At 52.8% G+C, this 13,685-nt stretch carries 15 protein-coding genes; 5 read left to right on the forward strand and 10 right to left on the reverse strand.

Translation table 11 applies throughout. The features are described from left to right. Positions 1–680: 680 nt before the first annotated feature. On the forward strand, positions 681–1,433 hold the full coding sequence (locus tag BMW46_RS11600) for a type 1 glutamine amidotransferase domain-containing protein (protein WP_074708720.1): 753 nt from the start codon (positions 681–683) through the stop codon (positions 1,431–1,433). Positions 1,434–2,224: 791 nt separating this feature from the next. On the opposite strand, the gene bioD is transcribed toward BMW46_RS11600, so the two are convergent. The 5 genes from bioD to bioB all read right to left on the reverse strand — a co-directional run bounded on the left by bioD (position 2,225) and on the right by bioB (position 7,010). After that, positions 2,225–2,908 carry a dethiobiotin synthase gene (gene bioD / locus BMW46_RS11605; RefSeq protein WP_074708722.1) on the reverse strand — a complete coding sequence of 228 codons (684 nt, stop codon included), beginning with the start codon at positions 2,906–2,908 and terminating at the stop codon, positions 2,225–2,227. Positions 2,909–2,922: 14 nt separating this feature from the next. Next, a complete protein-coding gene (gene bioC / locus BMW46_RS11610; protein WP_074708724.1) occupies positions 2,923–3,846 on the reverse strand; it encodes a malonyl-ACP O-methyltransferase BioC in 924 nt (307 codons plus the stop codon). Further along, on the reverse strand, positions 3,843–4,634 hold the full coding sequence (bioH, locus tag BMW46_RS11615; RefSeq protein WP_074708726.1) for a pimeloyl-ACP methyl ester esterase BioH: 792 nt from the start codon (positions 4,632–4,634) through the stop codon (positions 3,843–3,845). The genes bioC and bioH overlap by 4 nt, the downstream gene beginning before the upstream one ends. 84 nt (positions 4,635–4,718) lie before the next feature. Next, positions 4,719–5,909, reverse strand: coding sequence for an 8-amino-7-oxononanoate synthase (gene bioF / locus BMW46_RS11620; protein WP_074708728.1), 1,191 nt, complete (start codon positions 5,907–5,909; stop codon positions 4,719–4,721). 72 nt (positions 5,910–5,981) lie between these two features. Next, on the reverse strand, positions 5,982–7,010 hold the full coding sequence (bioB, locus tag BMW46_RS11625) for a biotin synthase BioB (RefSeq protein ID WP_074708730.1): 1,029 nt from the start codon (positions 7,008–7,010) through the stop codon (positions 5,982–5,984). A gap of 177 nt (positions 7,011–7,187) precedes the next feature. Here bioB and BMW46_RS11630 point away from each other — a divergent pair, with 177 nt between their 5' ends. After that, positions 7,188–7,859 carry a double zinc ribbon domain-containing protein gene (locus BMW46_RS11630; RefSeq protein WP_371113508.1) on the forward strand — a complete coding sequence of 224 codons (672 nt, stop codon included), beginning with the start codon at positions 7,188–7,190 and terminating at the stop codon, positions 7,857–7,859. A 22-nt stretch (positions 7,860–7,881) separates the two neighbouring features. Beyond that, positions 7,882–8,343 (forward strand): tRNA (cytidine(34)-2'-O)-methyltransferase, encoded by a 462-nt coding sequence (locus tag BMW46_RS11635; protein WP_074708734.1) that lies wholly within the window; start codon positions 7,882–7,884, stop codon positions 8,341–8,343. A 57-nt stretch (positions 8,344–8,400) separates the two neighbouring features. On the opposite strand, the gene BMW46_RS11640 is transcribed toward BMW46_RS11635, so the two are convergent. From BMW46_RS11640 to BMW46_RS11660, 5 genes are all read right to left on the reverse strand, one after another. Beyond that, entirely contained in the window at positions 8,401–9,402 is a 1,002-nt protein-coding gene (locus tag BMW46_RS11640; RefSeq protein WP_074708736.1) for an NAD(P)H-dependent glycerol-3-phosphate dehydrogenase, read from the reverse strand. Next, the gene (locus BMW46_RS11645; protein ID WP_256377051.1) at positions 9,399–9,818 is read right to left on the reverse strand and encodes an SH3 domain-containing protein; all 420 of its coding nucleotides are present in this window, start codon (positions 9,816–9,818) and stop codon (positions 9,399–9,401) included. Before BMW46_RS11645 ends, BMW46_RS11640 begins: the two co-directional genes overlap by 4 nt. A gap of 76 nt (positions 9,819–9,894) precedes the next feature. After that, entirely contained in the window at positions 9,895–10,374 is a 480-nt protein-coding gene (gene secB / locus BMW46_RS11650) for a protein-export chaperone SecB (protein WP_074708740.1), read from the reverse strand. Between the two features lie 153 nt (positions 10,375–10,527). After that, entirely contained in the window at positions 10,528–10,797 is a 270-nt protein-coding gene (gene grxC, locus BMW46_RS11655) for a glutaredoxin 3 (RefSeq protein ID WP_074708742.1), read from the reverse strand. Continuing rightward, entirely contained in the window at positions 10,794–11,204 is a 411-nt protein-coding gene (locus tag BMW46_RS11660; RefSeq protein WP_371113509.1) for a rhodanese-like domain-containing protein, read from the reverse strand. The genes grxC and BMW46_RS11660 overlap by 4 nt, the downstream gene beginning before the upstream one ends. Positions 11,205–11,502: 298 nt before the next feature. Between BMW46_RS11660 and gpmA the strand changes: the two genes are divergently transcribed. Together gpmA and BMW46_RS11670 are read left to right on the forward strand one after the other, a co-directional pair. Continuing rightward, positions 11,503–12,258: a 2,3-diphosphoglycerate-dependent phosphoglycerate mutase gene (gpmA, locus tag BMW46_RS11665; protein WP_074708746.1), complete on the forward strand. Its 756-nt coding sequence runs from the start codon at positions 11,503–11,505 to the stop codon at positions 12,256–12,258. A gap of 143 nt (positions 12,259–12,401) precedes the next feature. Then, complete coding sequence (locus BMW46_RS11670) at positions 12,402–13,676, forward strand: murein hydrolase activator EnvC family protein (RefSeq protein ID WP_256377052.1); 1,275 nt, start codon at positions 12,402–12,404, stop codon at positions 13,674–13,676. Positions 13,677–13,685 lie beyond the last annotated feature (9 nt).

Here is a 13,685-nt window from a genome sequence, read left to right on the forward strand (position 1 = left end):
ATCCGCCGGAGCTTCTACGCTCCAGTATGGCTTACCCATGATCCCGACGAAAATCGGCAGTGTCTGGTAGTTCGGCCAAACGCAGTTTACCGGCTACATCACTCTATGCTGCATCTCGTTTCCCGCTCGATCATGCCTCAATCGCACCCCGTTCAGGTGACCGTACACCTGCAGCTTCAGCAAATCCCCAGGGACATATGACGGCGTCCAGTACCTCACGATAACTTTCCTCAACCCGATTGACTCGGATCGAGACTGTCTCCAATCGCGTCATCACTCGCGCTGGACCTGCTGTCACAGGCTCCGCCATCTATACGGGTTGTTCCGCTCGAAGATAAAGACGAGTCGATGCGCGCGAGGTTGTCCGGGAGAACACGTTCTGTCCTCGCGCAGTTGAAACAATGCTGCAACAAATCTGAGCAATCCCAGTAGATCTAGCTGAAACAGAGACTTAATAAACTTATCCACAATCCTATCCCCGGTCTATCCCCGGCAACAGGGGAAAACCTCATTGGATTAACTAGACGTGGATGCAAGTCATTAGCGGCTTCAACATCAATTTGCAAACATTTTACTGAACTATGTTGATAACCGAGCAGATCAGTCTTAAGACTCGTGGTATTGAATAAACTTGGCTATCGCACCAACTGATGGGTAGCCATTACACATAGGAGCAAAAAATGATTGTGACCAACCAGATTCTTATCATCGTGACCAACTCTGACTTGTTTGAAAAGGTAGGATACAGAACGGGACTGTGGCTTAGCGAACTTGTGGAATTTTGGGATATTGCTGAAGAAGCAGGCTATAAGATGGATATTGCCAGTCCGTCGGGCGGCAAAGCCCCCCTTGATCCCGAAAGCCTGCTCATCACCGAAATGGGTAATGCCATCGGCCTCAAGGGGAGTCTTTCCAGGCGCTACGAGGACAAGGCCTTCATGAGTCTGCTGGACAACACATTGAAAGTGTCGGACGTGGATCCGGTTGCGTACGATGCCATTTATATGACGGGCGGGCACGGCGTCATGTTCGACTTCCCAAAAAGCACATCATTGGCGAAATTGACTGCCAGATTCTATGAATCCGGCAAGATTGTTTCGGCCGTGTGCCACGGACCTTGCGGTCTGCTGGAAGTGAAATTGAGTGATGGTACGTATCTTGTGAGTGGTAAGGACGTAACAGGCTTCTCTTGGAAGGAAGAGAAATTGGCAAACCGCGATGAAGCGGTTCCGTTCAATCTGGAGGAAGAACTACAAAAGCGAGGGGGCCGATACAGCAAGGCAATGATGCCGTTTAGCTCTCATGTTGTGGAGAACGGCCTTTTGATCACAGGCCAGAATCCCAAAAGCGCCAAAAACGTGGGACAGGCCGTGGTCAGGAAGCTCGAAGAACTCAAAGAAATAAGTCCCTTGTCAAAAGAAATGTTTTTATGAACGATGATACATCGTCTACAGAAACTGCCGATCTGGATGAAAAAAGCAACAGCGAAAGGTAACGGACACACTCAACAATCTCCTGAAGGATGCACGCAACGGCAGGCTGAAATGCGCAGCTATTCGGTTGTATTACAAGGACGGTTCAAGTTACCTGAGAGCGATTGACTGAGTGTAAGACGCTGATGGAGAAGCTATGATTCATTGAATTTAGCCGGGCTGGAAGTCTTCAGTTTCATCAGTAAGAAGCTCGGATGGCTGAGAAGCGTGTACTCCGAAGCAGGAATCGAATCACCCGTGATCGAGCCGTAATAGTGTATGACTGCATTACATGTCCCGTTGGCATCGAGATCCTGGACCATATGGGCCTCTTCTTCAGCAGCTCTTTAAAGTCATCATTTGAAATATAGTCTGCTATAGCAGAGCAAGAGCAATGGCTAGGGCGATCTGGTAGGGCTTCATGTTAATTTTGAATATTCTTGAAGAATGAGAAGAAGTGTCAGGTTGAGTGACTGAAGCACTGCCGAATGCTGGGCTATTTGATCATTTGGTTTTTGCTGCCTTGAAGCCTGACTTGGGTTCGTCGATGTATTCCACATCAAGGTATTTGTTCAGGATAGCGCGAAGTAACAACGCTTCCCTGAAATCTGATCGAGGATGATCAGGGTGTCTCCATCCGCTATCTTGACGACTTTGCCCTCAGGATTTCTGCCTGGGCCAGGCAGGCCCACAAGGCATAATTGGCGGTGCCTTGAGGATGCATTCTGAGCAGAGCCTCGCGAAACGCACTCCTATTGGAAGCTCATCCCGATTCTTGCAATATCCAGCAAGGGTGATAAATCCCTGGCATCATGGCTCTGATCGTAAGGCAATACACCAAGCAGTGGACAGTCAAGCCGCCGCTCCAGGGCCAGTACGTTCTCCTCGAAAACCGCCATTTCCGGATCAACCCGGTTTGCCACCCATCCCGCCAGCGGAACTTGGGCTGCTCGAACGGCATGGGCCGTCAACAGTGCGTGGTTGATACAGCCGAGCCGCATTCCCACTACCAGCAGGACCGGTAGAGCCAAAGCTTGCACTAGGGCAACGCTGTCCTCATGGTCGTTCAAGGGAACCAGAAATCCTCCTGCTCCTTCCACGATCACGACATCCGCTTTTTTTCTCAGCTCAAGGTGTGCCTGACGAATGACTTCGAGATCGATTTCAATACCTGCCCTATCTGCAGCAATGTGTGGAGCAATCGGAGGAACCAGCGCATAAGGATTGATATGCTCGCGTTCCACGGAAACGCTGCTTGCCGCAGCCAGTAATTCGACATCAGGCCACGTCCCGTTTTCGCATCCGGCTGCGACAGGCTTCATGCCCACCACAGTTTTTCCGGCGGCAGCAAAGGCATGCAGCAGGGCGCAGCTCACGCGCGTTTTACCCACGCCAGTATCTGTCCCGGTGACGAAATATCCGTTTCCCATTCCCATGAAGCGAAATATCCTTATTCCAGACCGATGTGGTGGCGTGTTTCCGGTGTAAGAATGGACGTTCGAGGCGCCGGTTTCCAGGCATGGCCATACACCACTTCAAAAGTCGCTGGCAATTTTCCCCCTGTGCGCAGCGTCTCGTAATAGCCGATAGCTTTTTGCCACGCATTTTTTCCGGTCAACCCGCGGTGACGCGCCCCTGTGGCATTATGGGCGCCGATGGCCTTGAGATCGCGCATCACGCCGATAACTTCGTCATAGGTCAGGGTAATATATTCCATATCCATAACCGGTGTTGCAAAGCCACTATGCACCAGCATGTCGCCTATGTCGTGCATATCCGTAAAGCGATTGATATGACTGTAATCATCCGCATGGCGAAAAGCCTGTCGCAACTCTTTCAGCGTATCCGGCCCGAAAGTACTGAACATGAACAAGCCATCGTTTTTCAGGACACGCCGTATCTCGTCAAAGGTTTTCTTGAGATCATTACACCATTGCAGCGCCAGATTGGACCAGACAAGGCCGGTGCAGGAATCTTCCAACGGTAGTTGCTCAATATCACCTACAACATAACGGATCCGGCTTGTACGCTGATTGCGACCCATCCCGAACAACTGACGCCAGCGCGGGATTGTGGAATTCACTCGATGCCGGGCTTGCCAATGCATGCCGGTCGCAATATCGATGGCGAATATGGAGGCGTCCGGATAACGTTCAAGCAGCTTGCACGTGCCATAGCCGGTGCCGCTTCCGGCATCGAGAACAACATCGGGCGTATATTTGATGTATTCAAGGCGGGACAGCATCCGGTCGCACACTTCACGCTGAAGGATCGCAGCCTGGTCATATAAAGGTGCAGCCCGTTCAAACGCCTTACGTACCCGGCGCTTATCGATGAAGTGATCGTGATTCACTGCAGACTCATTTGAACTCATCTGGCGAAGCGAATGATATTCGCAACGAATTTATCAGGATAGGACAAGAAAGGTACATGACTGCAATTCGGTAGCATGGCCAGCTCGACATCCTGAAATTGCTGCTTCATCCATCCCGCTGCCTCGGGATGGGCAATGACATCGTTCTCGCCGTGTATCAGCAAAGCGGGTTGAACGATGTTTCGCAGCTTTCCGCGAAGATCGTTCGCAAGCACGATCTGTAACCCCGCTTCCAATGCCTCCGGCTCCGGCGCACTGCGCTCGAACAAAAGTCTCCGCATCTCGGGCAATACCTTCCCCGCATCTCCCCCCCCACTCACCTGCAGGGTAAGAAATCGCTTCATGGTAGTACCGAAGTCTCGTTTGAGATTTTCCGCAAACGCCTTCAATGTCAATTCCTCCATTCCCCATTGCCAGTCCTCGCGTTTGACGAAGCTGGGCGTGGTGGAAGTCAATATGATTTTCTTCACGCGCACCGGTTCGCGCAATGCGAGTTCGATTGCGAGTTGTCCCCCCAACGACCATCCACAAATTACACAACTGGAAGGTAGAACCTCCACCACCCTCTCGACCATGTCCTCGCTGGCACCGGTTTTCTCTCCCGTTTTGTAAGGGGAGGCTCCCCGGCTGAATCCATGACCCGGTAAATCAATGAGATGCAAGCGGAAATGCTGAGCCAATGAGTGCAGGGTGCTACCCCACATTCCGCTGTGCATGGCCCACCCATGCAGCAGAACGAGATCGGGACCTTCACCCAGAGATTCGACGTAAAGGCTTACCTGGCCCATCCAGCATTCCACATTGTATCCGCGAGCATCGCCTTTACAAGACGAATGTCATATCCGGTGTAAAGGTGCTAAGTCATTCCATAATCATTCCATATCCCGGTCGATTTCCCGCAATGCTGCTCCCAGTTCCATAACATCCTCGATATCATGCGAACTGGATAACGAGATACGCAGACGCGCTGTCCCCTCGGGCACGGTAGGCGGTCGAATGGCGGTTACCAGAATATTTTTCTGGCGCAACGCTTCGCTGACCTGCAGAGCTTTGGAATTCTCTCCCACGACCAGCGGCTGGATGGGAGTATCCGACGGCAGCAGTTTCCAGCTTAGCGGATGGCATTCCTGTTTGAGCAGCTTGGTGAGTTGCGCCAGTTTTTCACGTCGCCATGCACCGCTTACAATCAGCTCCAGGCTTTTCAGCAAGGCATGAGACAGGAACGGCGGAGTCGCAGTGGTATAGATGTAGCTTCGTGCGCACTGAATGAGCATTTCGATGATTTCTTCCTGAGCGGCTACGAAAGCCCCAAATACACCTGCTGCTTTGCCAAGTGTCCCCATGTAGATAATGCGCGGCGAACCGATATTGAAGTGCGCCAGGCTCCCCCTCCCCTGATCGCCCAACACTCCAAACCCGTGCGCATCGTCGAGCAACAGCCAGGCGTCGTATCTTTCACACAACTCCAGCAACTTTGGAAGCGGTACGATATCTCCATCCATGCTGAATACCGCATCCGATACCACGAGTTTGCGTCTGGCCTGAGATGCGGCAAGCTGCCGCTCCAGAACCACCAGATCCAGATGGGGATAACGACTCAACCTTGCGTGCGATAGAAGCGCTGCATCGTTGAGCGAGGCATGATTGAGTTTGTCCGCGAATACGGCATCACCCCGGCCGGTCAACGCTGTTACTACGCCTGCGTTTGCCATGTATCCTGTGGAAAATAGCAATGCCCGGGGGAGCCGGGTAAAGGATGCCAGAGCTTCCTCCAGCAGATGGTGTGCCCGCGAATGCCCGCTGACAAGATGCGACGCACCTGCTCCCACGCCATACTGTGTTGCGCCTTCACAAAGCGCTGCAATCAGTTCGGGATGATTGGCAAGACCGAGATAATCATTACTGCAAAATGTCAGGTATTCACGACCGCTTACCGTTACCCGAGGGGCCTGAGGACTCTCAAGTGTCAGGCGATAACGATACAGGCTCCGGTTTTCACGGCTGCGCAGGTATTCGCGCAGCCCTTCATCCGGTTGATGGATTGAATCCGAGTCGTTGAGCATACGAGCAGAGGTTGCCCGATAAGATCTTGCCGCAGAGTAGTGGAAAATAAAGGAGATCGGGGTGAAAAGTTGCTATATGGAATGCAGTCCCAGTCTGTCAAATAACGCTTTATCCCGTTCGGCTTCAGGATTGCCGGTAGTAAGCAGCTTATCGCCGTAAAAAATGGAATTGGCGCCAGCGAGAAAACACAGTGCCTGCACTGCATCCGGCATTTCTCTCCTTCCGGCTGATAACCTTACCATTGCCTTCGGCATGGTAATGCGCGCAGCCGCAATCGTGCGCACGAATTCCAGAGGGTCCAGCGCCTCTGTCCCGTGAAGCGGCGTGCCTTCGACCTGCACCAGATGGTTGATGGGAACGGATTCGGGATAAGGATCGAGATTGGCCAACTGGGCGATTAGTCCGGCGCGGGCGCCACGCGATTCGCCCATGCCTACAATGCCTCCACAACACACGTTGATACCCGCATGACGAACCTTTTGCAAAGTGTCGAGCCGGTCCTCGTAATCGCGGGTTGTAATGATCTCCCCGTAAAATTCGGGTGACGTATCGAGGTTATGGTTGTAATAGTCGAGACCCGCCTCTTGGAGCTGTTCCGCCTGTCCTGGCTTCAACATACCTAATGTCGTGCACGCTTCAAGTCCTAACGCTTTTACAGCTCTCACCATTTCCACCACGCTTTTCATATCCCGCTCCTTGGGACCGCGCCACGCTGCGCCCATGCAAAACCGCGTGGCCCCCTGCGCTTTAGCCGCTGCCGCTGCTGCTATCACATCTTCAACCGTAAGCATGTCCCGATTTTCCACATTCGTATGATAGCGTGCTGCCTGCGGACAATATCCGCAATCCTCGGGACACCCCCCGGTCTTGACGGAAATCAGTGTGGAAAGTTGCACTCCATTGGGATCGTGATATTGACGATGAACCAGTTGCGCCCGATGAATCAGATCGCTGAACGGCAGATCGAGCAGCGCTTCGACGCGGCGAACGTCCCACCGCCGAAAATCAGCGCTGATGCCGGAAAGTTTGTCAGCGAAACTGTCGACTGCTGCGCCCGAAGGCGTTTCCATGTCAACGATGCCGGAAGCTGATTGGCTCATACCCTACCCTTCAATGTTTGACAATCGATTTGTCTGAACCCCGTTCACGATAGACGAAATGAAAGCCAAATGGCTCTCATTTTCCCGCCTCGTCGTCAGTAGCGAATGGCATAATCACAAATTGCGCCGTTGTTGTCAATTTTTTTCTCCATTTTTTTGAACTATAGCTTAAAAATAGTGCAGTCTTTATTCGGGAGAAACTGCCTTCTCTGTGGAAACGCCACTACGGAAGACCTTTGTGCGCCTTGCCGAGACAGCCTGCCTCATATTTCAGGCCATCACTGCCCGATCTGCGCGTTACCGATGGAGGAAACCCGTATCTGCGGTACTTGCCTTGCCCATCCCCCGGCCTTTGATCGTACGCTCGCCGCTGTGAATTATGCCTTTCCGATCGATGCGCTTCTCCACTCATTCAAATACCGGACTAATCTTGCCTTGGCACCCGTCCTGGCAGATTTGCTGCTGGCGCAGATCGACAAGGCTGTATTACCGGATTTCATCATTCCGATGCCGTTACACGCGGTACGATTGCGGGAACGGGGTTTCAACCAGGCGATGGAGATCAGTCGGCAGATATCGAAAAAATCGGATATTCCCCTGCTGCCCACCCTATGCCGTCGCGTCAGGGATACGGCTTCCCAGACTGGGCTTCCATGGAAGGAGCGAGAAAAAAATATTCGAAATGCGTTTGACTGCGAGGGAAACTTAGATGGAAAGCGTATTGCAATCGTCGATGATGTAATGACCACGGGCGCAACATTGAACGAGTTGGCCAGAGTGCTGCGTAAATGCGGTGCGGTTCATATCAGCGCGTGGGTAGTCGCACGCACGCTTCCCGGCACTCCATAAAGACGTGTAAGACAGAATCAATATGTTCGATGTAATTCTGTATCAACCCGAGATTCCACCCAATACCGGCAATATCATTCGCCTTTGCGCCAATACAGGCGTTCGCTTACATCTGGTCAAGCCCCTCGGCTTTACGCTGGAAGACAAACAACTGCTTCGTGCGGGGCTGGATTATCACGAGTTTGCGAGTATCAGGGTGCATGCAAACTGGGTAGAATGTATGGACGAACTCGGGGATAGGGACAGACGCTTTTTTGCGATTTCCACCAAAGGAAAACAACGCTATGACCTTGTTACCTATTCGCCTGGTGACGCCTTTCTTTTCGGCCCTGAAAGCCGCGGCCTGCCAGCTGATCTACTGGAAAATTTCCCAGAGCAGCACCGTCTTCGCGTACCGATGGCAGCAGGAAGCCGCAGTCTCAATCTGTCGAATGCCGTTGCAGTGATAGTCTATGAAGCATGGCGCCAGATGGGATTCGCGTAGCGCCGGGATGAGTTGAATGAGTTGAGGTACTGTCTTCTCTATTGTCTTTTGATCCGCTCAATAGATTTCTGATTTCGGTTCACGATTGAGCAGCGCTTCTACTGCCTGCCCAGCCGGAACACCGTCATCCAGTATACTGCAAACCCCCTTTGTGATCGGCATTTCAATGCCCATCAGGTGACTTAATCGCAATACCTCCCGGGCGGTGTTGACGCCTTCGGCGATATGCCCCAGTTCCTGCAGAATATCGGGGAGGGAGCGGCCCGCGGCGAGTGCCAGTCCAACCCGGCGATTGCGCGACAAATCCCCTGTGCAGGTCAATATCAGATCACCCACCCCGGTCAAACCCAGGAAGGTTTCCAGGCGTCCCCCCAGTTTTAAACCCAACCGGGTAATTTCCGCCAGGCCACGGGTAATCAAGGCCGCCCGGGCGTTGTACCCGAATCCCATGCCGTCGCAAATACCTGCGGCAATCGATATGACGTTCTTGACTGCGCCCCCCGTTTCCACACCCACTACATCGGTACAGGAATAAACCCGCAGCCGCGGGGCGTGCAGTTGCGCGGCAACCTCTCGTGCGAATTCCCCATCCTTGGAGGCCAGAGTCAAGGCCGCGGGCAAGCCTTGCGCGACTTCAAGTGCAAAACTCGGCCCTGATAGGACGCCATATGGCGCGGCTCCGGCATATTCCTCCTCGGCCACCTGATGAGGCAGCTTTGCCGATTGCGATTCAAATCCCTTGCATCCCCAAATTACAGGAACCTTTTTGCCGCTTGCTGCAATTTCCCGCAAAGTTTCGCGCAAACCCGAAACCGGCACAACGATCAGGGCGAGTTCGGCGTCCTCGACAGCCTCTTCGAGCCCTGCGGTCAACCGCAATGATGCCGGTAAAGAAAAAGCGGGAAAATAGCGGCGATTGATACGCTGTGAAACAAGATCAGCCAGATGCTGGCGGCTGCGGGTCCACAATGTCACTTGGTGGGAAGAGGCGGTGCTTGCACAAAGGCTGAGAGCCAGCGCGGTGCCCCATGCACCGGCTCCCATCACCGCTATTCTCATGAGCCCCAGACCTGGCTGGTCCTGACGTACCCGGTCTGACCGTCACGATGTCTCACCCTCACCCACCCGTTGGCCGGAGGCTCAAGCCACTCCAGGATTACACCTTGCTGTACCTGGAACATCAGGGGTGAATTGGTAGTTGCCACCTGATAGACGTCCACCAGCGGTGAGGTAACGATGATATGGCGCTTCTCACTCAGGGCTTTTTCTTCTACCCAGGCAAGCGCTCCTTCACTGTCGCGAACCTTTACCCATCCGTCGACTTTTACAATAGCCTCAACGGGCAGATTCCGGCTGGCCACATATAACTTCCCCGCCTTGAGTGACGGCGCGTCATACATGATGACCCCGTTGTCATTGATCGAATAAAACTCCAGCGCCGCAATGGCGAGCGATGGAAACATCGACACTACCATTCCGAGAATGGCTAGCCCCCGGCTCAGCAAGGATGATATTTTCAGCGATGAACCGCGCACATGCCCCATTTTTATTTTAATGCGTGATTTGCTGTGTCTCTGGAGTCTGCGACGCCGCCGGATTCTCCGTCTGCTGCTTTCTCTGGTAGTAAAGTGCCTCGAAATTCACTGGATTCAAAATGACCGGATGGAATCCCGCGCGCGTTACAGTATCCGAAACTGCCTCGCGCAGGTAGGGGAAGAGAATATTTGGGCATGCAATGCCGAGCACAAGCTCCATTTCAGCTTCCGGAACATGACGAATCTGAAAAACACCACCTTGCTGTATCTCCACCAGAAACATCGTCTTGTCCTTGATTTTTGCGGTGACGGTCGTTGTCAACACGACCTCATACAAGGTTTCATCGATGCGCTCGCTCTTGCTGTGCAGTTGGATGTTCACTTCAGGCGTCTCGCGCTCCAGGTATATTCGGGGCGCGTTTGGTATTTCAACAGAAAGATCTTTGACATAGATCTTTTCGATGCTGAAAACCGGTTGCTGCTGCTCGTTGCTCATGTCGGGTTCCAAAGAATGATAAAACTATGAATCAAGTGAACATTAATCCGAAACCATCATCCCCGGAAATAAAAACTGTTCACAAAAGGTATTCCCATCCTGCTCAAATTTGCTGCGACCCTCCTCGCTGCCTCGCCCTTTTCGAGAGTCAGCTCACGTTGCAAGGAGCTTTGCCAGCCCTTCATTGCGGTCGAGCTTCGCCAGATCGTCGTAACCGCCTACATGCGTATCGCCAATATAGATCTGGGGAACCGTGCGACGTCCGGTTTTCTCCATCATCTCCGCCCGGCGTGCGGGTTCAAGATCCACTCGTATCTTTTCTATTTCCTCCACCCCCCTGGCTCGCAACAACCGTTCCGCCATGACGCAATACGGGCAGAAACCGGTGGAATACATCAATACCTTTGCAGACCCCTCGCTCATTTTTTTATTACCGGCAAATTGGCCTGCTGCCAGGCATCAAAACCACCCGTAAGGTTGTGCACGTGCTGGAAACCCTGGTTCCGCAGAAGGGAACTCGCCTTGCCGGTGGTATTGGCCCCACTGCGATGGATCAATATCACCGGCTTGTCCTTGAACTTATCCAATTCCTGCAACCGCTGTTCGAGCTTGTCGGCTGGAATATGCTTTGAATTGGGAACGTGCCCCGACGCATATTCGCTCCCTTCGCGTACATCCAGCACCAGCGCCTCCTTATAATTGATGAGCTGCACCGCTACCATCGTATCTACTTCCTTGCCACGCCGCGAAACCACCGGCCATAACAGCAGGATACCGCTCGCCACAGCAGCAACAATCAGCATAATGTTATTCTGCAAGAATGATGACACACTAAGTCTCCTAAAAATCCCTTCTTTAGTCTCTGGTTTCCTTGACTTTCGTAACTAACTATTCTATCAGAGACAGAAGGCGTACGGAATTCTCCCGCTCCGTTCCTTTTTTCAGTCTTGTTCACGTTTGCGGCTCCATCCCCGAACAGGTGTGGAAGAATCCCTCCACGGCAGAGATGCAGGCGAGTTGTCCTGTAAAGGTGACAGCTGGTCAGTTGCTCAGGCTGCTGCGGTAGTATCGAAAATACGGTAAAATTTAAAGTTTTCCCGTCGCGGAAAATCTTATCTACTCAAGAACATGAAAAAACTCGTTCTCCTGCGGCATGGAGAAAGCACTTGGAACAAGGAGAATCGCTTTACGGGCTGGACAGACGTGGACTTGACTCCAAAAGGAGCGGAGGAGGCCCACAATTCCGGACGCCTGTTGCGGGAAGCCGGATTCACTTTCGATATCGCCTACACTTCGGTACTGAAGCGCGCCATTCGCACATTATGGATCGTGCTGGATGAAATGGATCAGATGTGGATTCCCGTCGAATTATCGTGGCGGCTGAATGAGCGTCATTATGGCGCGTTGCAAGGCCTGAACAAACTTGAAACAGCAGTTGCATATGGTGAAGAACAGGTGTTGATCTGGCGGCGGAGTTACGATATTCGCCCGCCTGCCCTCACTCCCGATGATCCCCGTTATCCCGGATCCGACCCTCGCTACCGGAACTTGCCAAAGCAGGATATTCCCCTTACCGAGTGCCTCCGGGATACCGTGTCACGGTTTCTGCCCTACTGGTGTGAAAGCATTGCCCCGCAGGTCAAAAGTGACAAAAGCGTGCTCATCACCGCGCATGGAAATTCGCTCCGGGCTCTCGTCATGTATCTTGACAACCTTTCCGAACAGGAAATCATGGAGCTCAATATTCCGACCGGCATTCCGCTCGTATATGAGCTTGACGACAGCCTGAAACCAGTCCGCAGCTATTATCTCGGAGACCAGGCAAAAATCGAGCAGGCCATGCAGGTCGTCGCGAATCAGGGAAAAATTCTGCCCAACCTTTAACTTTTGGTTTAATCTCTGTTTTTCCTATTGCCGTACTTGCCGCGTCTGTTCTTTATACGCATACTCTCTGACTTCTGATCCGGCTGCCTTTTCCTTCTCATCCCACTGCTCGATGGCGTAGGATCTGCTCACGCTCGATACGTTTGAAAATTTCAGCCTCAATCCGTATTCGTCTCTGGCTCAAGGTCTGCCGCACGCTTATCCCTGCCTGCGCGCTGTTAATCTGGCAAGCGCCTGTGGCCGCGGAGCCATCCGATAGTGAAGAGTTGAAACAACTGAGAAACAAGATCGAGACGCTGGAAAAGGAACTCACGGATACGGAAGGATACAGGTCCGAAGCGGCGGGAGCGCTGCGCGAATCGGAAAAAGCGATCGATGCCGCTAACCGGCGGCTTGCGGAACTCGCCAAGCAGCGGCGTGCCGCGAACAGCAAGCTTGGCCAGCTGAAAGCGCAGGCTGCCCAGATCAAGAAGGAAATAGCGGCGCAGCAACTGCAGTTGAGGAACCTGCTTTACGGACTCTATATCGCCGGAGGCGGACGAAAAGAGTACTTGAGTCTCTTGCTGAGTCAGCGGAATCCTAATGAAATAGCCCGCAATCTCCACTATTACGAATATTTCTCACGCGCTCGCAAGGAAGGTATCGATGGCCTGCGTGCGAATCTTGAGAAGCTCAATAAGCTCAGCCTCGCCAGCCGGGAAAAAAGTACCGAGATCTCGGGTGTGCACGCACGCCACGCCGAGCAGAAAGTACAGCTCGAACAACAAAAAGACGGTCACGCGAAGCTTCTGGCAGAAATATCACTGCAAGCCGAAGAGCAGCGGCGCGAAATCAACCGGCTCAGGCGCAATGAAGACCGCCTCACCAGGCTGGTGGAAAAACTTACCAGGATGCTTGCGAAGAAAAAGAAATTCGAAGCATCTGAAAAACCTTCCGAGCCAGGTGCACCCCCTGCTCCTGCCAGCAACAGCAGTTCCCCCGATTCATCGGAGAATGGGGTGCCATTTACGAATGGAACGTCCTTCTCCTCCCTCCGCGGCCACCTGAATTCACCAGTGCGCGGGGAACTTGCGAATCGCTTCGGGAGTCCACGTGCAGATGGTGGCGTTACCTGGAAAGGGTTGTTCATCCGCGCCGCTGGCGGCGAGAGTGTGAAGGCTATTGCAAATGGACGCGTCGTATTCGCCGACTGGCTCAGAGGGTTCGGCAATCTGATGATTCTAGACCACGGCGACAGCTATATGAGTCTTTATGGAAATAATGAAGCGGTCCATAAGCGGGTGGGAGACGTGATCAATGCCGGAGAGACGATAGCCACAGTAGGCAATAGCAGTGGAAATTCCGATACCGGCCTATACTTTGAATTGCGCCATCAGGGCAAACCGTTTGACCCTTTGAACTGGGTCAGAATAAAATGATCTAAGCAA

The sequence above is a fragment of the Nitrosospira multiformis genome, assembly GCF_900111585.1.
Classification (GTDB): domain Bacteria; phylum Pseudomonadota; class Gammaproteobacteria; order Burkholderiales; family Nitrosomonadaceae; genus Nitrosospira; species Nitrosospira multiformis_B.

Excerpts from the sequence above, each read along its gene's own strand:
- bioD (WP_074708722.1), bottom strand. The coding sequence starts at position 2,908 with ATGGGAATGGGAAACGGATATTTCGTCACCGGGACAGATACTGGCGTG.
- gpmA (WP_074708746.1), top strand. The coding sequence starts at position 11,503 with ATGAAAAAACTCGTTCTCCTGCGGCATGGAGAAAGCACTTGGAACAAG.
- secB (WP_074708740.1), bottom strand. The coding sequence starts at position 10,374 with ATGAGCAACGAGCAGCAGCAACCGGTTTTCAGCATCGAAAAGATCTAT.
- bioH (WP_074708726.1), bottom strand. The coding sequence starts at position 4,634 with ATGGGCCAGGTAAGCCTTTACGTCGAATCTCTGGGTGAAGGTCCCGAT.
- bioC (WP_074708724.1), bottom strand. The coding sequence starts at position 3,846 with ATGAGTTCAAATGAGTCTGCAGTGAATCACGATCACTTCATCGATAAG.
- bioB (WP_074708730.1), bottom strand. The coding sequence starts at position 7,010 with ATGAGCCAATCAGCTTCCGGCATCGTTGACATGGAAACGCCTTCGGGC.
- BMW46_RS11640 (WP_074708736.1), bottom strand. The coding sequence starts at position 9,402 with ATGAGAATAGCGGTGATGGGAGCCGGTGCATGGGGCACCGCGCTGGCT.
- grxC (WP_074708742.1), bottom strand. The coding sequence starts at position 10,797 with ATGAGCGAGGGGTCTGCAAAGGTATTGATGTATTCCACCGGTTTCTGC.
- BMW46_RS11600 (WP_074708720.1), top strand. The coding sequence starts at position 681 with ATGATTGTGACCAACCAGATTCTTATCATCGTGACCAACTCTGACTTG.
- bioF (WP_074708728.1), bottom strand. The coding sequence starts at position 5,909 with ATGCTCAACGACTCGGATTCAATCCATCAACCGGATGAAGGGCTGCGC.
- BMW46_RS11645 (WP_256377051.1), bottom strand. The coding sequence starts at position 9,818 with ATGGTAGTGTCGATGTTTCCATCGCTCGCCATTGCGGCGCTGGAGTTT.
- BMW46_RS11635 (WP_074708734.1), top strand. The coding sequence starts at position 7,882 with ATGTTCGATGTAATTCTGTATCAACCCGAGATTCCACCCAATACCGGC.